The organism is Moraxella tetraodonis (assembly GCF_022359095.1).
GTDB lineage: Bacteria > Pseudomonadota > Gammaproteobacteria > Pseudomonadales > Moraxellaceae > Faucicola > Faucicola tetraodonis.
This window is the reverse complement of sequence record NZ_JACSYB010000001.1, coordinates 602,326-623,692: the sequence shown is the minus strand read 5'-3', so window position 1 is coordinate 623,692 and position 21,367 is coordinate 602,326. Positions and strand designations below refer to the sequence as shown.

Here is a 21,367-nt window from a genome sequence, read left to right as displayed (position 1 = left end):
TTTAAAATTGAAGGGGATTATGATTTTAAGTGCTAGAAACTGTAAAAACAGCCCATACCCTGCCCGATGGCTCTGTCAAATCGTGATTTGAAGATTTGAATAAACGCGGGGTGCTGTTCTTAGTTGCCTATTATAATGATATTGAGGGCAAAAACTAGTTTAATTCATCACTGTTAAGTCGAAATTGCTAGAATATCAAGTTGAACGAGTTTTTTGTAATAAATGGCGGATATATTCTGTGATACGCAACTATGATATAGTAGCCAATAGCTTAAATTTTCTCTCAATGGTATGACGCTCTCAAATATCACAAAAACACAAGCGGTTGTTGTCAGCCTATGCTTGGCGCTATTATTGGTGGCAAGTATCGGTTTGGCACGTCAGTTTACTGTCAAAACCATGCCAGATTGTCAGCGAAAAAGCCAGCCGTTCGACTATAGTATCTGCGAGCTTGATGCTAAAAATGCGGCGAATTTTTCACTACATTGGCAAAATCCCTCGTCCGCGAGCCACCCATTATTACTCACCTTTACTACCCTTCGCGATTATTTGGCAAGCCAGCAACCTGCCAAAACCTTGTTGTTTGCGATGAATGCCGGGATGTACGATGGCAATTTTGCGCCGATTGGGTATACGGTCATCAATGGCAAACAAATCCGAGCCCTAAATCTCAAGCAGGGCGGCGGCAACTTTCACCTAATGCCTAACGGGGTATTTTGGCAAGACCATCAAGGTTTTTATATCACTGAAAGTCAAAGCATGGCAAAAAAACTGGCAAGCGGAGCAAAACCGACCTTCGCCACCCAATCTGGACCCATGCTGGTCATCGATGGTAACATCCATCCGGCATTTGATGCCAATAGTACCTCGAGAAAATACCGCAATGGTGTTGGCGTGTGTGGTCGCAATCCTAGCCGCGTCAAATTTGTGATAAGCGATACCCCTGTCAGCTTTTATGAGTTTGCGGATTTTTTCAAATCGCAATTGGGTTGTGACAATGCGTTGTTTTTGGATGGCGGTAGTGCCTCGGCATTGTATAGTCAGACGCTGTCACGCAATGACAATAAATATATGGGTGTAATGATTGCGGTGACACAAGACAAATAATGCGTATTCGGTGAGACAAGTTTATGCTGATTTAATCAGCGTTTTGCATAAAATTATCCATTTCCACATTGCAAAAATAATTTTTTAAGGTATTATAATCAGCCTAGTTTTGACAAATTTGCTTAGCAATATTTGCGACACTACCCTTTCGGGCCTATAGCTCAGTTGGTTAGAGCAGAGGACTCATAATCCTTTGGTCCACAGTTCAAGTCTGTGTGGGCCCACCATATAAACAACCACTTAGGTGCATTAATCCTCAGTGGTTTTTTATTTTTTAAATTTTAGTGATTAAATAGCAAGCAGATTACGTCGATATGAATCACTATTTTAAATCCGTACTGATGTTAGTTATTTTTGATTATTACTTATTTTTGACTGCTATTCGGTTTTGATAGTCTGAATGAATCCCCCAACGATTATTCCCATCAACTAACTCGTAGTTTAGCATTTGACAGTGGTGCTTTTTATAGTGTTTCTTCGGCACCTTCAATGATAAAGGCACGATAATTTGCCCCTTTTAGGCGATGTTGTAATGCTTCTTGATATATGGGACTGTGATACCAGTCTCGCGCGGCTGCCATATCAGGAAAGCGTAAAATAACAGCGCCTTCAATCTCATTGCCTTCAAGCACTTCTAATTGACCATAAAAAGCCAAGGGTGTTAGCTCACGACCTTCAAGAGCAAGCGGCGCCTTTTGTGCATATTGCGCCAGTTCCTCAGCGTCCGTAGTTTGCTCACGGGTAAATACCACATACGCAGACATGGGCTACTCCTTATTTAACAATTCAAGGAGTGCACTGGCGGTTGCAGCAGAAGAAGCAGGATTTTGTCCAGTAATTAGTAAGCCATCTACTTGGACATACACTTGCCAGTCACCTGCTTTAGAATAATGACCACCTTTTTCTTTGAGCATATCTTCGACTAAGAACGGTACAACTTCGGTCAATCCTACTGCTTCTTCTTCAGTATTGGTAAAACCCGTCACGGATTTACCGCTGACCAAAGGCTTGCCATCACTGGTTTTTACATGACGAAGAACACCTGGGGCGTGACAAACTGTAGCAACGGATTTTCCTGACTCAATCGCTTGTTCAATCAGAGCAATTGAAATCGGATCTTCTGCCAAATCCCACAATGGACCATGCCCGCCTGGGTAAAACACGGCATCATAATCAGCGATAGAAATTTCGCTAAGTTTATGGGTCTGTGCCAACGCTTGCATTGCCACGGGATCTGCTTCAAAGCGATGCGTGGTTTCAGTTTGTGCATCGGCTAAGTTACTTTTTGGGTCTAGCGGTGGCTGCCCCCCTTGAGGTGATGCTAGGGTAACTTCAACACCCGCATCAATAAAGGTGTAATACGGCGCCGCAAGTTCTTCTAGCCAAAAACCTGTTTTCTTACCAGTATTGCCGAGTTTGTCATGTGAGGTCAGAACAAGTAAAATTTTCATGTTATTTTCTCTGATAGTTTTTAGAATTTGGGTTATTGCTACATGAGCACAGCGATAGTTCGTATGTGCAAAATGCAAAATACCGAGCAAATTAACCCGTTATTTGATAGCTGTTATCTGGTAGCCATTATTGAGTAGCTGTTATTTAATAGCCTTGCATTCTTGATAGCATTGACAAAACGTGTGAAATTAAGCCTACAGGCTGCTTGATATTGGCTAGTTTAGAAAATAGCGTTCTGACGTATATTTAGTCAGCGAGGCGTGATGATAAAAAATAGGTAAAAAACGGCATCAACGACTAGCTAGTTGACTGATTTAACTAGACTGATGCAATAAAACGCTACCTAGCGTATCATCTAGAATATCAAATGACAGGCAGCGCTTTAGAGAATTTAAGCATCAGTCTAACCTGGTAGTTTACTCGCCAACACATCTACTTTTTCAATAGAAGGCGGTTCTGAAAATAGTTCATCTGCTTGAGCCATCAAAGCGGCGGCAACCTTGCCCGATAAATGAGCCTCGCGACCTGCTTCATCAGGGAATGCATCAAAAATACCAAAGGTTGAAGGGCCAAGGCGTAGACCAAACCATGCAACTGTGGCAGGTTCTTCATTGACGATAGGCAGACCAGCTTTTAGGAAATCTTCTACTTGTTGTTCTTTACCTGGTTTAGCTTCAAGACGGACATATAAAGCGGTTTTAACCATCACTAATACTCCAATATTGACTAGCCGACATTGACTAGCCGACATTGACTAGCATCAAAATTGAGTCTAAACCACTGTTATATTCATGTCAAACGGCTTTAGCGCATAGCTTTGTTGTATAAAGGTTACATAAACATTTATGCTTTAAGTCGTGGGGAGTGTCTGTATCAGCTTAAATTTGAGGTTGATATTACTTCCTTTATGCTTGCTTTAACCATAACCTTGCTTTAACCATAACAAAGAAACAAGCATAAGTGATAAGGTGTAAATGATGTTGCACTCGCTACCCTTGATTGGGTACACTGGTACAACAATAAATGACGGCATTTTACCAAGGGCTATTTTTGGCGAAAACACAGACGCAAAATGTGAGCTTAGCTTGTATCCTTAACCTTGCACCCTTAACGTTACGCCCTTGACCTCACACCTTTAGCATAGACTCAGAATATCGACTATCTTTCATTAATTCTATCAGATTAGACTGACTGACCCAAGCCAGCCTGTCTGCAATACACTAAAAACACTGCATTTAATTAAACTAACCCGCTATTAAACCCACTCACTATTACAAAAGGATAAATCCATGAAAGCCGTATCGTATGTTATCAATAACCAGGATGATTTTAAAAATTCATTGGTAGATATTGAAAAAGCGAAGCCTACGCTTAAGGAGCGTGATGTACTGGTAAAAGTTCAGGCAATCTCTGTAAACCCCGTTGATACCAAAGTGAGAAAAAATTCGTCTGAAGCAAATAATCGTATTTTAGGTTGGGATGCCGTTGGAGAAATTATTGAAATTGGCTCAAAAGTTACCTCGTTTAAAGTCGGAGATTGTGTTTGGTATGCAGGCGATTTAACCCGAGATGGTAGTAATGCTGAGTTTCAAGCAGTTGATGAGCGCATCATCAGTCTTAAACCAATTACAGTGTCTAATGCAGAAGCCGCAGCATTGCCATTAACTGCTATCACCGCATGGGAAATGCTGTTTGATCGGTTTCAAATTTCAGAAACAGAAGTTGGCAGTATTTTAATTATTGGTGGTGCAGGCGGTGTAGGGTCAATCGCTATCCAACTCCTAAAAGCAAAAACCAATCTGACCGTGATAACCACAGCGTCACGTGAAGAAACTAAATCTTGGGTAAAATCATTGGGTGCCGACCATGTCATCGACCATAGCAAAGATTTAAACGAACAAATCGAGACACTAGGTATTGAAAAACCAAAGTATGTATTCTCTACCAATCATACAGACACCTATATCAAGCAAATAGTTTCTCTGATTGCACCACAAGGCAAGCTTGGATTGATCGATGATCCACAAACCTTTGATATTATGCCGTTTAAGACTAAATCTATTTCTATCCATTGGGAACTGATGTTCACCCGTTCAATGTATGAAACCGATGATATTGAAAAGCAAGGTGAATTGCTGCAACAGGTTGCCCAATTAGTTGACCAGCAAAAAATTAGAAGTACCCTCAACCAAAATCTAGGCAAAATTAACGCTGCAAACTTGGAGAAGGCGCATAAGTTGCTTGAATCAGGTAAGTCAAAAGGCAAAATTGTACTAGAAGGTTTCTAACACGCATTTTGTAGAACATATCTTGGGCAATACAGACTCTTAAAATAACTCACCAAAAGGCTGGCAGAACGAAAACTGCCAGCCGAAATCACTCATCATCTTGGCTATGCCAATATGCCAAACTCGAAAACTAAAACGATAATCAATAAATTACTGCCACTAAGATGATGATAAGCGATGCCATCAGTATAGAGATGACAGAAATCAACGCAGCTTGGGTATATTGATGGTTCATACAGTTATTCCAACACATTGATACGCTTTATGAATCTAATAAACTTTGCGTATAATTTTCGATACCCATCGAGGTCATTAGTTCCATTTGCGTTTCTAGCCAATCAATGTGCTCTTCACTCCCGTCTTTGAGTTTGATCAATAATTTGCGAGAGACAAAATCACGCTGCTGCTCACATAAAGCAATCGCATTTTTGATGATGTCAGTTTTTTGATACTCTAATTGCAAATCACAACGCAAAATTTCACCAACATTTTCACCGATTAAAATTTTGCCAAGCTCTTGCAAGTTTGGCAGACCATCTAGCATTAAGATACGCTCAATGAGGTCATCTGCCCATTTCATCTCATGAATCGACTGATGATACAATTTTTCATTGAGTTCACTCAGTCCCCAGTTTTTGGCGATACGCGCGTGTAAGAAGTATTGATTAATAGCAATTAATGCCTGACCCAAAACTTGGTTTAGCGCTCTTAGAATTTCTTTATCGACTTGCATAATGTTTACCTTAGTTGCCTTATTGCTTTGTCGCCTTATTCAGAGATGTCACCGAGCTGAGATTGCAGATAATTAGGTAGTCCCATCATATCAATCAGTCTTAGCTGCTGCTCTAACCAATGCGCATGGTCTTCTTCGGTATCGACCAATTGGGCGACCAAAATCTCACGGGTTACATAGTCTTGCTCTTGCTCACAAAGCGCAATGCCGTCTTTGAGATGTTGACGAACCGCATATTCAAGCTGCAGATCGGCTTTTAGCATACTTGGCACATCATGACCGATGTTGATATCGGCAACTTTCATGTTGGGTGTGCCTTCTAGCATCAACACCCGATTGATTAAGGCACGCGCATGATCGCTTTCTTCTTCCATTTCATGATGCATACGCGTATGAAGTTTTGGATAATGCCATTCATGATACATTTGCGCATGAATAAAGTACTGGTCACGAGCCCCCAGTTCACCACTAATTAAGAAATTTAGATAATCAATAACAGCTTGGCTGCCTTTCATGGGTATATCCTTGAAAAATGAACAGAAACAAAGGTTGGGTATTATCTGAAATACTAAATTAAAGTGACGTTAAAAACAATTCATCGCAGCAAATAATTTACATTATTTACCAGACGCTCATTCATTGAGATTAATGAATAAGTTTGGGTGTGTACGCTAACAGCGCATTAGGCAACTTAATAAACTAGCCAACGTTAATACATTAGGCAACTTCAATAAATAGGTGCGTATAGTTATTGATACTCTGCGCGTACTCTTCAAGATAACCTTCAATCATTGGCTGACAGCCACCACAGCAAGTAGCCACATCAAGCTCAGCTTGTAATGCCTCTAAGCTGTCATGACCTTGTTCAATGGCTGTTTTGATTTGACTTTCTTTGACCGCATTACAGATACACACAAACATACGCACCTCGTTGATAAATTTTCTTATATAATAATGATAATTATTCTTATTATCAATAAAAATTTTATCAATCAGGTTATTCACTGACAAACGCAATTTTGGTTAGCTTGTTTTCGCTTGCTGTTGCTAGGATTTGCGCGACGGTATCATATCGGCTGTCTTTATCAACGCGCAGCTGAATGCTTGGGGTCTCGCTTAATTTGCCTTGTTCGGCAAAGCGCGTGTTTAATTGCGCCAAACTGATACTGGCATCATCCCAAAAAATCTTGCCATCTTTATCAATGCTTACTTGTATCACTTTGGGCGGGGCTTCATTGACTTGTGCTGAGGTTTTGGGCAAATTTAGCGGCACACTGGGATTGATTACCGTTGCCGTCACCAAAAAAATAATCATCAAGACCAGCATGATATCAATCAGTGGAATCAGATTGATTTCATTCATGCCCGTCGACGCGTCATCACCGAGTTGAAATGCCATAAGTTATTCCCTGTTTATCTATTTATCTGTTTAGCTTATCTGTTTAGCGTTGGGTCAAGGTTAGGCTTTTTTCAGCATTAAGTCAGCGGCGTTAGTTTGTTGCTTGGGCTGCGAGCTGGTTTGCAAATGGGGCTGGGTGGCTACACTAGTTTGCGTAATTTGGCTGGAAGAATTCATCAACACGTTGGCAAGCAAGGTATGCGCCGTGTCATTCGCTTGGTGCATGGCTTTGCGATTGATTCGTACTACGACATTGTACATAATCACTGCAGGAATCGCTACCGCAAGCCCAAGCCCAGTCATAATCAAAGCCTCCCCAACCGGTCCTGCGACTTGACCAAGTCCTGCTTGACCTGATTTAGCGATGCTATCTAAGGCATGAAAAATCCCCCACACGGTACCAAATAGCCCAATAAAAGGGGCAATGGCAGCAGTCGTACCAAGGATATTTAAGCCCTGCTCACTGGCAAAACGGTAGCGATTGAGCTGTTGCAGTAGCTGCTGCTCAGTGACCAATTTTTGATTGTCTAGAGATAAGGTAGTAAGTTGAGCTTGCTGTTGGTGAATTTTCTGGGTCAAATCTTGCGACACTGTTTTGGCAATTTTTTGGCTATTTAAGATACGTAAAATGCCTGTAATCCAAGACAGCATCGATAAAGCAATTAACACAAAAAATAACGTCTTGGTCACTACATCTGTATATTGCCAGTAATTTGCAAAATCCATAATCATTCCTCTAACACGATAAATATAAAAACTAACTTTAAATGTTAGTATAAATGATAATCATTATCAACAAAAATATTAAAAATTAGGTTCAATTTAACCAGCGACTGTATTAAACCACTTTAATTAAGCGAGTTTAAAATATTAAGCAACTTTGATATCAAATGGCTTTAAAACCTCAAGTTACTTTTTTATCTTCGCTTTGTGTTATCTTTATCTTGGGCAAAACTAACACAAAGCTATTAATAACTTACAGTATCGACTAGGATGAATACCTTGCGCAAAATGCAGTTTTCGGTTACACCGATGAATACCCTAGGCAATTGTTTTGATACCCCACCAAACCTTGTGATAGTAGGACGAATAAAAAATTGGATTTTGGACATAAGCAAAATTTTTCTGCAATATTTTGTGAAAATGCTAAACAGCAATGGGCAATCCATCATGCTGATGGTTATCACCCATTGAGTTTAAAACTGATAACTTAGCACTACTTTGACATTGCGTCCCATGGCTTTATCACCCGTATTGGATACGTGCTCATAGTAGTAGGCATCCGTAAGGTTATACACGCCAGCATCCACGGTTAATTGCGGTAACGCGCTTGTACGATAGCTACCAAATACATCATAGGTGGTAAAACTTGGCAAATCAGCCATATCAGTAGCGCTGGTGCGACGCGTTAAACCTTTGACATGGCGGATGGCGCTTCCAAGGCTAAATCGGTCATTGATGTCATAATTAAAGCCAAGGTTTAACTGATCGCCAGAGTCTTTGTTGAGTTGGTATCCTTGCTCGGTGTCACTTTTGGCATGGGCATAGCCTGCATTCAAGCGCATATTATTTAGCCGATATTTTGCGCTCAGCTCATAGCCTTTAACGGTAGTCTCGCCTGCATTGATGTAGCTGGCACATTGCCCGCCTGTCACTGTGTTGCCTGTGGCACAGTCAATGCCTGTTAATCGGTCGATTTTATTGTCATATTGGGTATCAAAGACTTTGGCTGTCAGTGACATACTGTCTTGACTGTCAAACACCCCTTGAAAACGGCTACTGATACCCAGCTCTGCGTTTGCGCCTGTTTCTGCTTCGATGTCTTTATTGACGAAGGTTTGCCCAGATTGGTGAATGGTTTCTGGCAAGGGTGGTCCATTAAACAATTGCGTATAACTAGCAAATAAGCTGTGGTTTGGCGTCAGTTTAAACTCCCCTGCCAATGCGCCCGACAGTTGATTATAGTCGTCACTGCTTAAACGCTCTGACGGCTTATAATGATCAAAGCGCACGCCAGGCGTCAGCGCAAATCGTCCCAATTCGATTCGGTCTTGTAAGTACACCCCTACACTGGTAGCGTCTTCTGTGATATCACTACTCTCTAACGTCGCTGATTTTTTATAGCCTTCTACCCCATAGTTGAGCGTATGTGTCAAAGCATGGTCACCATGATGTTGCGTCAGTTGCTGTTTGATACTTGCCGTCATGCCATCGGTTTTGCCTGACGTGGCTATACGCATGGGGGTCGTTCCGCGCAGTCCTTGCGACAGCGCTTCATTGGTTAAATGATAAATTTTGCTGTTTAGCTCAAAATTGCTATGCGGTTTATACTCATAGCCGAGTGCATAGGTTTCATTATTGGTGTAACCAGGGTGAATATTAGCGGGTAAATTGGCTTGGTAGCCGATATTGGGGCGAAACGGATAGTTGCCGTCATTGTCATAGCTTTGGTAACTGGCAGTAATTTTGTGACCTTCTGCCGGCATCACATTGACTTTGGCTAGTATACTTTTGATAGTAATATCATCACCTTGGATGTGGTTGCCTTTGCCATCTTCGCCGCCATCGCTATCACGCTCACTATAAGACACAATCATGTCCAATTGCTCATTGGGTTTGGCATAGGTCGTTAGGCTTCGCTGAAATTGCTGATCGTTACTGGCATAGCCAAGCTTAACCTTTGCCCCCATTTTTTGATCAGGTAGTAGCAAGTCCTGTGCATCCACAGTGGTAAACGCCACACCGCCACCGATGGCATTGTTGCCCAAAGTCACCGAGTTATTACCCACTGACACTTCTGTTGTTTTATACAAATCTGGGTCAAGTCCACTAATCCCGGCATGGTGAAAGCCGCGCGTTTCCGGTTGGCGCACCCCATCCACGGTAATTTTTAAGGCACTGCCTGCATTGTCTGAGCCCAAACCGCGAATATAAATATGCTGATCCATCCCCGAAGTGCCACCGACATTCACCCCAGCAACCGTCGGTAAATATTGATTGAGTAAATCAGCTTGCTGTACCTTAACTGAGGTCTCATGGCGGACATTCTCAGTCTGTTTTGCTGGGATATATTGACGGGCATTAAAAGTAATGGTCTGCAAAGTAATGACGGGTTCTGGCTCACTCGCTGTTGCCAACGGTGAATAAAGGGTGGTTAATACACACAAACTTAAATAGCGCAAAGCACCACGCGGCGGTAAACTAGTATTGGCAGTATTCATAAAATCACTCAGATATATAAAAAAAAGAAGCGTTACAAAGCAGCAAGAATAATAATATAAATGATAATCATTATCAATTAATTTTTCCAATTATTTCCCTTTTTTTGAATGTCTAAAGCTAGTTATCAATGAGTCACCAAGTAAAATCAGGCAACATTAAGCGAAATTATAAAGTAGCTTAAAGTTCGCCCAATAATCCTTTCAACAAGTTATAACCATTTCACCACGCCAAAATTTTGCTAATCTCTCCTATACAGGAGCCACAATTGGTGCCTGCTTTGCAATGTTTACCAACCTCAACGACGGTTTTGCAGTGATATTTTTTTATCGTCTCAACAATGGTATTTTCACCCACGGACATACAAGAGCAAACTATCCGCCCTGTATCAATAAAACCCGTGGCAGGTTTGCCCATTAGTAGCCATTTACGCGTATGGCTATCGAGCGTTGTGCCAAATTGGCTATCTAGCCAGTTATGGGTAGGTAGTTTATGCTCGTGGGTGCTCAAAAATACTAGCGCATGGACTTGCCCGTTTTGCAATATCGCAAGTCGTAAATCTTGGCTGGTGTTATCGGTATCAATATGTTGATAATGGATAATATCAAAGTTGTAGGCTTGCGCCTGTTGATTGAGCCATACACTTAACTGCTGTTGCCAATATTGCTTATCAAACCAAGTGGTCATGACCGCAGACTGATTATCAATGGCAAAAAAATACTGGCTACTGTTTGACTGGCGATTACGCACCCAATAAGTCATATCTGGCGATTCGAGCCAAGTTAGCAGGTTTTCATCACAATGTTTATCAATCAATAACCATCCAAATGCTTGCATGGTTAGCTTTTGCAGCCTGACAGGTTGGTGCTTGAGCTGCGGTTGCTGTGAAAAGGGGTCATAATGATTGCTGATAAGCTTACCGACACGCGCATTGGCGGCAAAGTGCTGATTCCAGTGCATAGGTATAAACACATCGCCTTGGCGTTGCTTTTCAGTCACATCCGCCCGCACTAAGATAGTACCATTGGGACTGTTAATTTGCACAAAATCGTTATTTTGTACACCCAAAGGTTTGGCGTCACTCGGGTGAATCGCAACCAGTGGGTGCGGTAAATGCTGATTGAGCTGTGGGGCAATCCCTGTACGGGTCATGGTATGCCATTGGTCACGCGAGCGACCTGTGTTAAGCACTAGTGGATATTGCTCATCAGGCAATGACTTGGGTACCGCAGGATTAACGGTGACAAAATGCAGTTTTTGGGTATCAGTATAAGTTGTGCCGATAGTGGTGTGTGCGTCTTGTTTTTGTAGTCCAAAATAATGCGGTTGACCCCATTGAAACGGTGCCAAATTATCATACTCGTTTTGGCTAATATTGGCTAAATGACTGATATTAAAACTTCGACTATCTGTATTTTTTTCACCGCCATTCTTCTCGCCACTAAGCCGAGCGTGTTCGGCAAACACTTGGTAGTCGTGGGTGTAATCAAAACCCACAAAACCCATTTTCTGTGCCACTTGGCTGACTATCCACCAGTCGGGCTTGGCATCAGCAAATGGGGTGACTAAGCGGCGCTGGCGAGAGATACGGCGTTCGCTGTTGGTGACCGTGCCTGATTTTTCACTCCAGCCTTGCGCGGGCAAAACCACATGAGCAAAGTCGAGCGTGTCGCTGTCTTTTGAGCAGTCAGACACGATGACCAGTGGGCATTGCTGTAACGCCATGGCAAATTTGTCTGCTTCTGGTAGACTGACTACAGGATTGGTCGCCATAATCCAAATCGCTTTAATTTGCCCCTCCAAAATAGCATCGGCACATTGGGTTGCCTTGATACCATCTTTACCACTAATACTAGTCGGTGCTTGCCAAAAGTTGGCTACTGTTTGACGATGGTCGCTGTTTTTGAGCTCAAAATGACTGGCAAGCAGATTGGCTAACGCCCCGACCTCTCGCCCACCCATGGCATTGGGCTGTCCTGTAATTGAGAATGCCCCTGCCCCTTCAAAACCCAGTTTGCCTGTATAAAGGTGGCAATTGATAATGCTATTCACCTTATCGGTGCCATTACTGGCTTGATTGACACCCATGGAGTAAAAACTCACGGTTTTCGTGGTAGTGGCAAACAATTGGTAAAACTCGGTTAAATCACTTTCGTTGACACCGCAGATTTTGGCAACTTTTTTAATCGTCCAACTGTCACTGGCTGCAAGCGCATCAGCAAGATTGTCACAATGCCTGAGATAATCGTGATTGGCATAGCCGTTTTGGTGCAAGTAATTGAGTAGTCCGACAAATAAATGGGTATCTGTGCCGGAGCGAATCGGCAAATGCAAGTCAGCAATCGCGGTGCTGTCAGTGGCTCGCGGGTCAATTACCACGATTTTTTTGTTGGCATTGGCTTGTTTGCTGGATTTTAACCGACCAAATAAAATCGGATGACACCACGCCATATTCGAACCGATAATGATAAATAGGTCGCTGTTTTCGATGTCTTCATAATTACAAGGCACAGTGTCCGAGCCAAATGCTCGCTTGTAGCCAGCCACCGCTGATGACATACACAGTCGAGAATTGGAGTCCAAATTATTGGTACCCAAAAAACCTTTGGTAAATTTGTTTGCCACGTAATAATCTTCGGTGAGCAGTTGTCCCGATACATATAGCATAACGCTGTCGGCGCCGTATTCATCAATGGTCTGTTGCAATGATTTAGCAACAAAATCGGTGGCGGTATCCCAATCGACTGGCTCGCCATGAATCATCGGATGTGCCAAACGGCGGTCACGATCGAGCGTATCGCCCAACGCTTTGCCTTTGGAGCATAATTTGCCAAAGTTGGCAGGATGGTTTGGATCACCGTCAATGCTGACGTGTTGGGTATTCTCATCAATCGTCGCTAACACGCCACAGCCAACACCGCAATAGGCACAGGTAGTCTTGACTTGTGTCAGGGGAGATTTTTGTGGTGCTAAATGTTGTATAGTTGTTGTCACACGTTAACCTTTTACTATTTTTGATTTCTACCAGTCAGATCAGCCCGCCAGCAACTCTTCACAAAACGCTTTGCCAAACAGTAATTTATCTTTGATGGCTGAAATATCTTGTTGATTTTGAATCAGTTCAAAAAACCAACCGCCCTCTTGTACATCACCATATAGTACTGCAGATAAAATACGGTCGTCTTTTACGGTGATTTTTTGGTAGATGCTATGGCTAGGGTCTTGATAAATCAATTGCTCGCAGTCGTGACTTACATCGATATCACCTGCCGAAAATAGTGCCACGCCCGAGACCTTTAGTTTGGTTGCTGTTGGTTGTATGCTAAACACGGGCGAGGTGCTGCCTGGCTGCTCGTTTAAGGTATGTAGCAGAATATTGGCTTGCTCATACACAGGTGCGACGAGCCCAAATAGCTGGTTGTCAAACTGTACACACTCGCCAATCGCATACACGTCTGGGGTATGGGTTCGCATTTGGTTATCAACCAAAATCCCCCGCTCGCAACTGATACCGACCTGTTGCGCAAGGGCAATATTGGGTCGCACGCCGACGGTCATGATAATGCAATCGCTGTCAATGGTTTTGGCAGGGATGGATGTGTCGACATTATCCGTGTAAGTTAGTCCAGTAACCTGGTTATCCTTATCTACACAAATCGCTTGGGAGTTGGCATTGAGCACAAACTCAATACCTTTGTTTTCAAAGTAAGTTTGCAGTAAATCGGCAGCGGTTTTATCCAGTTGGCGATTGAGTAAATAGCCTGCCCCATGCACCACAGTGACTTTCGCTCCCTGTTGTACCAAAGCATTAGCAGCCTCAAGACCGAGTAATCCACCGCCGATAACCAGACATTTTGGAGATTTTTTGCCATTATGATTGTTTTTTGCGATATCTAGCATAGCATCCACATCGGCTTTGGTACGAAAGCCCATGACGCCTTTTGCGGTATGGTTGGGCAATGGCAAAATAAATGGCGTTGAACCTGTGGCAAACACCAATTTGTCATAGCCGATAGTTTCGCCACTGTCGGTGATGACCTGATGAGCAGCAAGATTGATATCGCTAACAGTGCAACCTGTCTTTACAGTGATGTTATGGTTGGCGTACTCCTCTTGAGAAAATAGATAAATCTCAGCGAAGCGTTTTTCCCCTGCCAATACAGGCGATAGCATAATACGGTTATAGCCTGCATATGGCTCGCTGTTGATAAGCGTGATGGCAAACTCATCTCGACTTTGTTCGCCTTGGCTGTCAATCCCCAGTCCGCTGTGGGTACTCAGTCTGCTTTTGGCATACTGCATGGCAAAGCGTGTCCCTGCCATCCCTGCCCCTATGATAAGAATGTGTGTGTGTTGCATTATTTGGCTGACCTTGCTTATCCGACCCGATATTCAATACTTTAAACTTTAGCACTTTAGAATCTAGCACTTTAAAATTTAATAATTCAAAATCTATGCCAACCGTTTTAAACCGTTGTTTTTTACTGTTTTTTATGGTGTTTTAAATTTTGGCTATTATTTGTCGGACAGTGTGATGGATGTTGACCACTCTTTGAATTTAACCTCTTTAACTGTAGATAACTGTTTGAGGGTTTTTAAAATATTTTTAGACATTTTTTTGCTTATTTATTTGCATTATTCTTTTACCTTATCGATTACTTACCAAAATAGTGCAGTACAGCATCAAATTTTCACCACTCATGCTAATCGGTAAAAGCTTTATCACAGCAAAATAGCTAATTGATGGGTCATTCAAAAAAAGTATTGCAAAAACAAAAGTTTATGACAATGGCATAAATATTGCTTTTACCTTGTTACCGTGAACCGTACAGGCTTACTTAAAGGAGAAGCAGATGTCCCAACGTTTACCGCTGTTTGCTATGAAATTACCCCGTATCAAGGTGTTACATTACACCTGGTTTGCTTTTTTCGTCACCTTTTTAATTTGGTTTGCTCATGTGGCATTGATGCCCACCATCAAACAATATTTTCATTTGAGCGATGGACAAGTCAAAGCGATCTTGATGCTCAATGTGGCTTTGACCATTCCTGCTCGTTTGCTAATCGGCGCGATGGTCGATAGATACGGCCCCAAGCGTTCATATAGTGCTGTGTTGTTGATTAGCGGTTTTTTGTGTTTTGTGTTTGCTTTTGCTCAAAGTTTCCAAATGCTGGCGATTGGGCGATTTTTGCTAGGTTTTGTCGGTGCAGGATTTGTGGTTGGGATTCGTTTGATTTCAGAATGGTTTCCTGTCAATGAAGTCGGCTCGGCAGAAGGGGTGTACGGTGGTTGGGGCAATTTTGGGGCGGCAGTAGCGTCGATGTCGATGCCGATTCTTGCCTTAATGTATGGCGGTGCAGACGGTTGGCGGTATGCGATTGCTACCACAGGCGTGATTGCGATTGTTTATTCGGTCATTTTTTATCGTGGCGTCAGTGATACACCCAAAGGCGCGACTTATTTTAAACCAAAAAAATCAGGCGGCTTGGAAGTATCAAACAAGGCAGACTTTTACTTTTATGCGGTGATGATTTTACCGGTTTATGCGATTTTGTTTTTGTTGGCGTGGCGTTTGTCACCTAGCGGATTAAAATTATTAACCGCTAATCAAACCATGCTGGCATATGCGGTGGTGGCGGTGCTTGTAGTCTATCAATATATCAAAATCTGGTCAGTCAATAAGCATTTATTTGATACATCTCGCCCTGCGGTAAATCCAGAATATGGTTATCAGTTTAAACAAGTGGCGATTTTGGACATGGCGTATTTGGCATGTTTTGGCTCTGAGTTGGCAGTGGTGTCGATGTTGCCGCAATTTTTTATTACCAACTATGGTGTATCGCATACTTTAGCAGGGTTGACTGCAGGCTGTTTTGCGGTGATGAATTTATTTGCTCGTCCTGGCGGTGGTTTTATGTCCGATGCGGTCGGTCGTCGTAAAGTATTGATGATTGCATTGGCAGGGCAAACGGTGGGTTATCTGCTAATGACGCAAATGACCAAGTTACCATTGGCGGGTGCAGTGGCAATCGTGCTGCTTACTTCTGTATTTGTGCAAGCAGCATGCGGTGCAGTGTATTCAGTGGTTCCGCTCATTCAACGCCGTATGACAGGGCAAATTGCTGGTATGGCGGGTGCGTATGGTAACGTAGGTGGGGTGTTGTTTTTGACTATTTTCTCTATGGTATCGCCAACAGGATTCTTTATTACCCTCGCGATTTTTGCAGGGATTGCCTTTATTGGCGCGACCTTCCTGAGCGAGCCACAAGGACATATGGTCGAGGTGCACGAAGATGGCACGATTGAGCGAATTGCGATAGCGTAATCGCTCTTTAAATCCAACCAAAAAACAGTCGACCAGCGGACAAGGAAGTCTAGTTAGTAAGGCAAAAAAGGGTGTATGCCCTTTTTTCATTTTTGCACAATGCGTAGCAACCGTGCTAGTAAGGAAAAACTCATGTCAAAAGCCATTCAGCAAAATCCCCCCAGTTCTCAATCCTTACCACAATCCTTGCCGCAACTGCTGACCCGTGCTGCTAGTCATGCAGGGCGCAAAGCGGAAAACCAAGACACCTTGACGGTGCAAACGCTGGTGCCGACAAGGGATAGCAGCGCCGCTCAGCTTGCATGGCAAGTCACCGCTTTAGCTGACGGCGTCAGCAGCTGCGGACAACCAAAGCTCGCCAGCCAATGGGTGATTGATACGCTGATCGACCAATTGACCATGCACCAAGCTGACATGGTAACAAACCCTGTTACTAGCCCTGTTACTAGCGATTCATTGAATAACAACAGTGCCGAAACGCTGGCCCAAATGCTCACCAAAAGCGTGCATATTATCAATGATTTTTTGTATTTTAGTGATCACCATGACAGCTTTGATTCAGCCTCGCAGCGGTATTTGCCCAAATTACTTTCAACCTTATCGGGGCTGCTGTTTACCGAGCCTTTATTATCCGAGCACTCGGCAGTGTTATTTCACACGGGCGATAGCCGTATCTATCGGCTACGACACAACAAACTGCGCATACTCACCCAAGACCACAGACACAAACGAGGGAGAGACAAAGGCGCGTTAGCCGCTGCACTTGGCGCAGATGCCCATGTAGAATTACAACTTGCCCAAATTGATGTGTTGCCCGAAGATGTGTTTTTGATAATGACCGATGGGGTGTATGAATTTATCGGTGATGATGAATTATTGTTACTCACCCAATCGGCATTGGGCAAATTGTTGGCGCTGGATAATTCCACTACCCTAGACTTAGAAAATTTGCCAGAAACCTTGTGCCAAGTGGCATTGGAAAATGGCAGTAATGACAATGTCAGTTGCGTGATGATAGCCGTCTTACCAAAAGTTGCGAGAATTTTGGCGAATGCAGATTTTGACAAAGCTGACCTTGCTGAACATACAGACAGTCGTCATGCCGTTACCCGTTTACGCATTCCGCCTGTGCTGACTGTCGGCGACAAGCTTGATCATTTTACCATTGACAAAGTGGTGCAAAACACGCCACGCAGTAGCGTGTATTTGGCAACCGACAGCACCGCTGACACAGCCGATAATCAGCGTATTATCAAAGTGCCATCTGCCTATTATGAAGACGATAGCGGATTTTTACGGCTGTTTTTAAAAGAAGAAAAAATAGGGTTAAGCCTCAATCACCCAAGCTTACTAAAATTTTACCCTAAACCGATGAATAGCCAGTATCTGTACCATGTCACCGAATTTTTGCAAGGCATGAGCTTGCGTGAATTTATCGACACCCAGCCGCCGTTATCGGTTGCCCAAACCTTTGCTATTGTCAATCAAATCGGCATGGCGCTGCGAGCCATGCACCGTAATTATCTTCTCCATCAAGATATCAAGCCCGAAAATATCATGCTGCTGCCATCGGGTCATATCAAGCTCATTGACTTTGGTTCGGTTGGCTCGTTACTCCTAAAAACAGCGCATACACCGCCTGTGGGCGATTTGCATTATATTGCCCCCGAATATTTTAGCGATGCACCAAAAGGGGTGTATTCCGATATTTTCTCGCTGGGTGTAGTGACTTATGAGATGCTGACGGGGCTACAACCATTCGATGTCGACACCTTGACCACTGCGATGACCGCCCAAACCAACCAAAAACTGGCGTTCAAAAACGTGCGACAAGTGCGCACGGATTTGCCATTTTGGGTCAATGACGTGCTTATTCGTGCGCTGCAAGCAGATAGCAACCGCCGCTATCAGAGCATTGGTGATTTTCTCACCGACCTTGACCCCAAAAGCCATGCCGACGATAAAGCCAAGCAGCCGCTGATTGACAAACATCCTGTGCTATTTTGGCAACTGGTCAGTGGCATATTAACGGTGCTGTTGCTCATCACTTGGCTACTGGTTGCGTTAAATTACTAACAATGTAATTTAGGTTATGCTTGATAGACAATTAACCTATATTTTTTAACCCATTGAAATTTATAGTTAATTTAAATATTGGCATAAATTTTGCTTATATAACAGTATAGAAAAACTTGGGATAATACACGCCAAAAGCCAATCATTATCCTAGTCAAAAAGCCAATGTTTCGTTAGAAGGGGTAAATACATGAAAAATCTCATTGTCATCGGTAACGGTATGGTCGGTCATCACTTTATCGAAAAAGCGATTGAAAAACGCCTACACCAAACTTACCAAATCCATGTGTTTAGTGCTGAGAGTCGCCCAGCCTATGACCGTGTCTATTTATCCAGTTACTTTGAACACAAAGACGCCAGTCAATTAAACTTGGTGGATTTGGCGCACTATAAGCAAGCTAGGATTACCTTGCATTTAGGCGAAGCGGTTAACCACATTGATGCGCAAAGTAAAATCGTCACAACAATCAAGGGTAATGCGCTTGAGTTTGACAAATTGGTACTCGCCACTGGTTCTTATCCTTTTGTCCCACCTGTTAAAGGCAATCAACATGCGCACTGTCATGTCTATCGCACCATTGAAGACTTAGATGCGATTTTAGCAACTGCGGACAATCCACGTGTCCAACGTGGTGTAGTGGTTGGCGGTGGCTTATTGGGATTAGAAGCCGCCAAAGCCTTGGTAACACTGGGTTTAACCACGTATGTAGTCGAGTTCGCCCCCCAACTTATGGGCGTACAGCTAGATGCCGCAGGCGGAGAGTTGCTAAAGAAAAAAATCGAAGACTTGGGCGTCACCGTTTTGACAGGCAAAAACACCCAACAAATCATCGACAACCATGATGATGATGCCAGTTTTTTAACCATGCAGTTTGCTGACGGCACTTTGCTCGATACCGACTTGATTTTATTTAGTGCAGGGATTCGCCCTGAAGATACCATTGCACGAGATTCTGGGCTAAAACTTGGCGAACGTGGCGGTATCGTCATTGATGACACATGTCAAACGAGCGAGCCAGATATTTATGCCATTGGTGAATGTGCGTTATGGGACAACAAAATTTATGGGCTGGTTGCTCCAGGCTACACCATGGCAAGCGTGTGTGCGTCACAAATAGCAGGTGAGCATGACAGCCTATTTGACGGTGCGGACATGAGTACCAAACTTAAACTCATGGGCGTCGATGTCGGCAGTATTGGCGATGCCCATGGCAAAATCAAAGACAGTTTAAGCTTTGTCTACCAAAACCCAAAAACAGGCGTGTATAAAAAATTAGTCACCTCGGATGATGGCAAACGCTTGCTCGGTGCGGTACTTGTGGGTGATACCGAAGATTACAGCAACTTGCTCCAGTTATTTTTAAATGGTATTGATTTACCCCTACAACCTGAAAGCTTGATTTTACCAAATGTCGAAAAGCCCGTTATGGGCGTTGAAAATCTGCCTGATACCGCTACCCTATGCTCATGCTATAACGTTAATAAAGGTCAAATCTGCGCAGCAGTGGACAATGGTGCCATGACTTATGAAGACATCAAGAGCTGCACCAAGGCCAGTACAGGCTGTGGCGGTTGTGCCCAAATCGTCAAAGATACCTTAGTGTCAGAACTCAAAAAGCGCGGTATCGAAGTCAAAAATCATATCTGCGAGCATTTTGCTTACTCTCGCCAAGAGTTGTATCACTTGGTGCGCGTCAGCAATATCCACACCTTTGAAGAGATGATTGAAAGACACGGACACGGCGATGGCTGTGAAATCTGTAAACCAACGATTGGCTCGATTTTGGCGTCTTGCTGGAATGACTATATTCTTGATAAACCACTGGTTGCGCTGCAAGATACCAATGATGCTTTCTTGGGGAATATCCAAAAAGATGGTACTTACTCTGTCGTACCAAGGATTGCAGGGGGTGAAATTACCGCCGAAAAACTCATCGTACTGGGCGAAGTGGCTCGGGATTTTGGACTTTACACCAAAATCACTGGTGGGCAACGTGTGGATTTATTTGGTGCTCGTAGTGACCAATTGCCCGATATTTGGGAACGTTTAATAAATGCAGGTTTTGAAACAGGGCATGCCTATGGCAAGTCTTTGCGTACCGTCAAATCTTGCGTCGGTAGCACATGGTGTCGCTATGGGGTTGATGATAGTGTGGGACTAGCAATTAAACTGGAAAACCGCTACAAAGGCTTACGCTCACCGCATAAAATCAAATTTGGGGTATCGGGGTGTACCCGTGAATGCGCCGAAGCCCAAGGCAAAGACGTTGGTATTATTGCCACTGAAAATGGCTGGAATCTATATGTCTGTGGCAATGGCGGTATGCGGCCTCGTCACGCTGAGCTGTTTGCCAGTGATTTAGACAAAGCAACGTTAATTAAATATATCGATCGTTTCTTAATGTTTTATATCAAAACTGGCGACCGCTTACAACGCACGTCAGTCTGGCGTGAAAAAATGGAAGGTGGTCTTGAGTATATTCAAGACGTGGTCATCAATGATAGCTTGGGTATTGCCGAAGAGCTCGAAGCCCAAATGCAAGCGGACATTGACGCTTACCAGTGCGAATGGAAAACCACCCTCTCTGACCCCGAGCGCCTTAAACGCTTTAAGCACTTTATCAACAGTGACAAAGTCGATGACAACGTAGTGTTTGTCGAAGAGCGGAGCCAAATTCGCCCTGCGACTGCGGAAGAAAAGTTAGTGCTTGGCTATGATGCAACTAAATTCTCAGCCGACACTGCATCACCTGCCTAACGTTAATAA

At 43.3% G+C, this 21,367-nt stretch carries 16 protein-coding genes and 1 tRNA gene; 6 read left to right on the top strand and 11 right to left on the bottom strand.

Features of this window, described 5'->3' with window-relative positions:
- The first annotated feature begins 291 nt into the window (after positions 1-291).
- A complete protein-coding gene (locus H9W84_RS02805) occupies positions 292-1,107 on the top strand; it encodes a phosphodiester glycosidase family protein (protein ID WP_239741559.1) in 816 nt (271 codons plus the stop codon).
- 150 nt (positions 1,108-1,257) lie between these two features.
- Positions 1,258-1,334, top strand: a tRNA-Ile gene (locus tag H9W84_RS02800).
- A gap of 237 nt (positions 1,335-1,571) precedes the next feature.
- On the opposite strand, the gene H9W84_RS02795 is transcribed toward H9W84_RS02800, so the two are convergent.
- The 3 genes from H9W84_RS02795 to H9W84_RS02785 form a co-directional block, all read right to left on the bottom strand.
- Positions 1,572-1,871: a DUF1330 domain-containing protein gene (locus tag H9W84_RS02795; RefSeq protein ID WP_239741558.1), complete on the bottom strand. Its 300-nt coding sequence runs from the start codon at positions 1,869-1,871 to the stop codon at positions 1,572-1,574.
- Between the two features lie 3 nt (positions 1,872-1,874).
- Entirely contained in the window at positions 1,875-2,558 is a 684-nt protein-coding gene (locus H9W84_RS02790) for a type 1 glutamine amidotransferase domain-containing protein (protein WP_065253683.1), read from the bottom strand.
- 404 nt (positions 2,559-2,962) lie between these two features.
- Positions 2,963-3,265: a putative quinol monooxygenase gene (locus H9W84_RS02785; protein ID WP_065253682.1), complete on the bottom strand. Its 303-nt coding sequence runs from the start codon at positions 3,263-3,265 to the stop codon at positions 2,963-2,965.
- 583 nt (positions 3,266-3,848) lie between these two features.
- Here H9W84_RS02785 and H9W84_RS02780 point away from each other — a divergent pair.
- Positions 3,849-4,847, top strand: a complete 999-nt coding sequence (locus tag H9W84_RS02780; protein ID WP_239741557.1) for a zinc-binding alcohol dehydrogenase family protein — start codon at positions 3,849-3,851, stop codon at positions 4,845-4,847.
- A gap of 262 nt (positions 4,848-5,109) precedes the next feature.
- Here the strand turns inward: H9W84_RS02780 and bfr (H9W84_RS02775) are convergent, their stop codons facing one another.
- The 8 genes from bfr (H9W84_RS02775) to H9W84_RS02740 form a co-directional block, all read right to left on the bottom strand.
- Entirely contained in the window at positions 5,110-5,580 is a 471-nt protein-coding gene (bfr, locus tag H9W84_RS02775; RefSeq protein WP_239741556.1) for a bacterioferritin, read from the bottom strand.
- 35 nt (positions 5,581-5,615) lie between these two features.
- Positions 5,616-6,095 (bottom strand): bacterioferritin, encoded by a 480-nt coding sequence (bfr, locus tag H9W84_RS02770; protein WP_007116451.1) that lies wholly within the window; start codon positions 6,093-6,095, stop codon positions 5,616-5,618.
- Positions 6,096-6,297: 202 nt separating this feature from the next.
- Entirely contained in the window at positions 6,298-6,501 is a 204-nt protein-coding gene (locus H9W84_RS02765) for a (2Fe-2S)-binding protein (protein ID WP_007116452.1), read from the bottom strand.
- Between the two features lie 76 nt (positions 6,502-6,577).
- A complete protein-coding gene (locus H9W84_RS02760; RefSeq protein WP_007116453.1) occupies positions 6,578-6,979 on the bottom strand; it encodes an ExbD/TolR family protein in 402 nt (133 codons plus the stop codon).
- A 60-nt stretch (positions 6,980-7,039) separates the two neighbouring features.
- Positions 7,040-7,705 carry a MotA/TolQ/ExbB proton channel family protein gene (locus tag H9W84_RS02755; RefSeq protein WP_239741555.1) on the bottom strand — a complete coding sequence of 222 codons (666 nt, stop codon included), beginning with the start codon at positions 7,703-7,705 and terminating at the stop codon, positions 7,040-7,042.
- A gap of 470 nt (positions 7,706-8,175) precedes the next feature.
- The gene (locus tag H9W84_RS02750; protein WP_239741554.1) at positions 8,176-10,200 is read right to left on the bottom strand and encodes a TonB-dependent receptor domain-containing protein; all 2,025 of its coding nucleotides are present in this window, start codon (positions 10,198-10,200) and stop codon (positions 8,176-8,178) included.
- A 220-nt stretch (positions 10,201-10,420) separates the two neighbouring features.
- The gene (locus tag H9W84_RS02745; RefSeq protein WP_239741553.1) at positions 10,421-13,192 is read right to left on the bottom strand and encodes a molybdopterin-dependent oxidoreductase; all 2,772 of its coding nucleotides are present in this window, start codon (positions 13,190-13,192) and stop codon (positions 10,421-10,423) included.
- A 39-nt stretch (positions 13,193-13,231) separates the two neighbouring features.
- Complete coding sequence (locus H9W84_RS02740; protein ID WP_239741552.1) at positions 13,232-14,557, bottom strand: NAD(P)/FAD-dependent oxidoreductase; 1,326 nt, start codon at positions 14,555-14,557, stop codon at positions 13,232-13,234.
- A gap of 494 nt (positions 14,558-15,051) precedes the next feature.
- Here H9W84_RS02740 and H9W84_RS02735 point away from each other — a divergent pair, with 494 nt between their 5' ends.
- The 3 genes from H9W84_RS02735 to nirB all read left to right on the top strand — a co-directional run bounded on the left by H9W84_RS02735 (position 15,052) and on the right by nirB (position 21,358).
- The gene (locus H9W84_RS02735) at positions 15,052-16,524 is read left to right on the top strand and encodes an MFS transporter (RefSeq protein ID WP_188874491.1); all 1,473 of its coding nucleotides are present in this window, start codon (positions 15,052-15,054) and stop codon (positions 16,522-16,524) included.
- A 132-nt stretch (positions 16,525-16,656) separates the two neighbouring features.
- Complete coding sequence (locus tag H9W84_RS02730) at positions 16,657-18,600, top strand: bifunctional protein-serine/threonine kinase/phosphatase (RefSeq protein WP_239741551.1); 1,944 nt, start codon at positions 16,657-16,659, stop codon at positions 18,598-18,600.
- A 190-nt stretch (positions 18,601-18,790) separates the two neighbouring features.
- Positions 18,791-21,358 carry a nitrite reductase large subunit NirB gene (gene nirB, locus H9W84_RS02725; protein WP_239741550.1) on the top strand — a complete coding sequence of 856 codons (2,568 nt, stop codon included), beginning with the start codon at positions 18,791-18,793 and terminating at the stop codon, positions 21,356-21,358.
- The last annotated feature ends 9 nt before the right edge of the window (positions 21,359-21,367 follow it).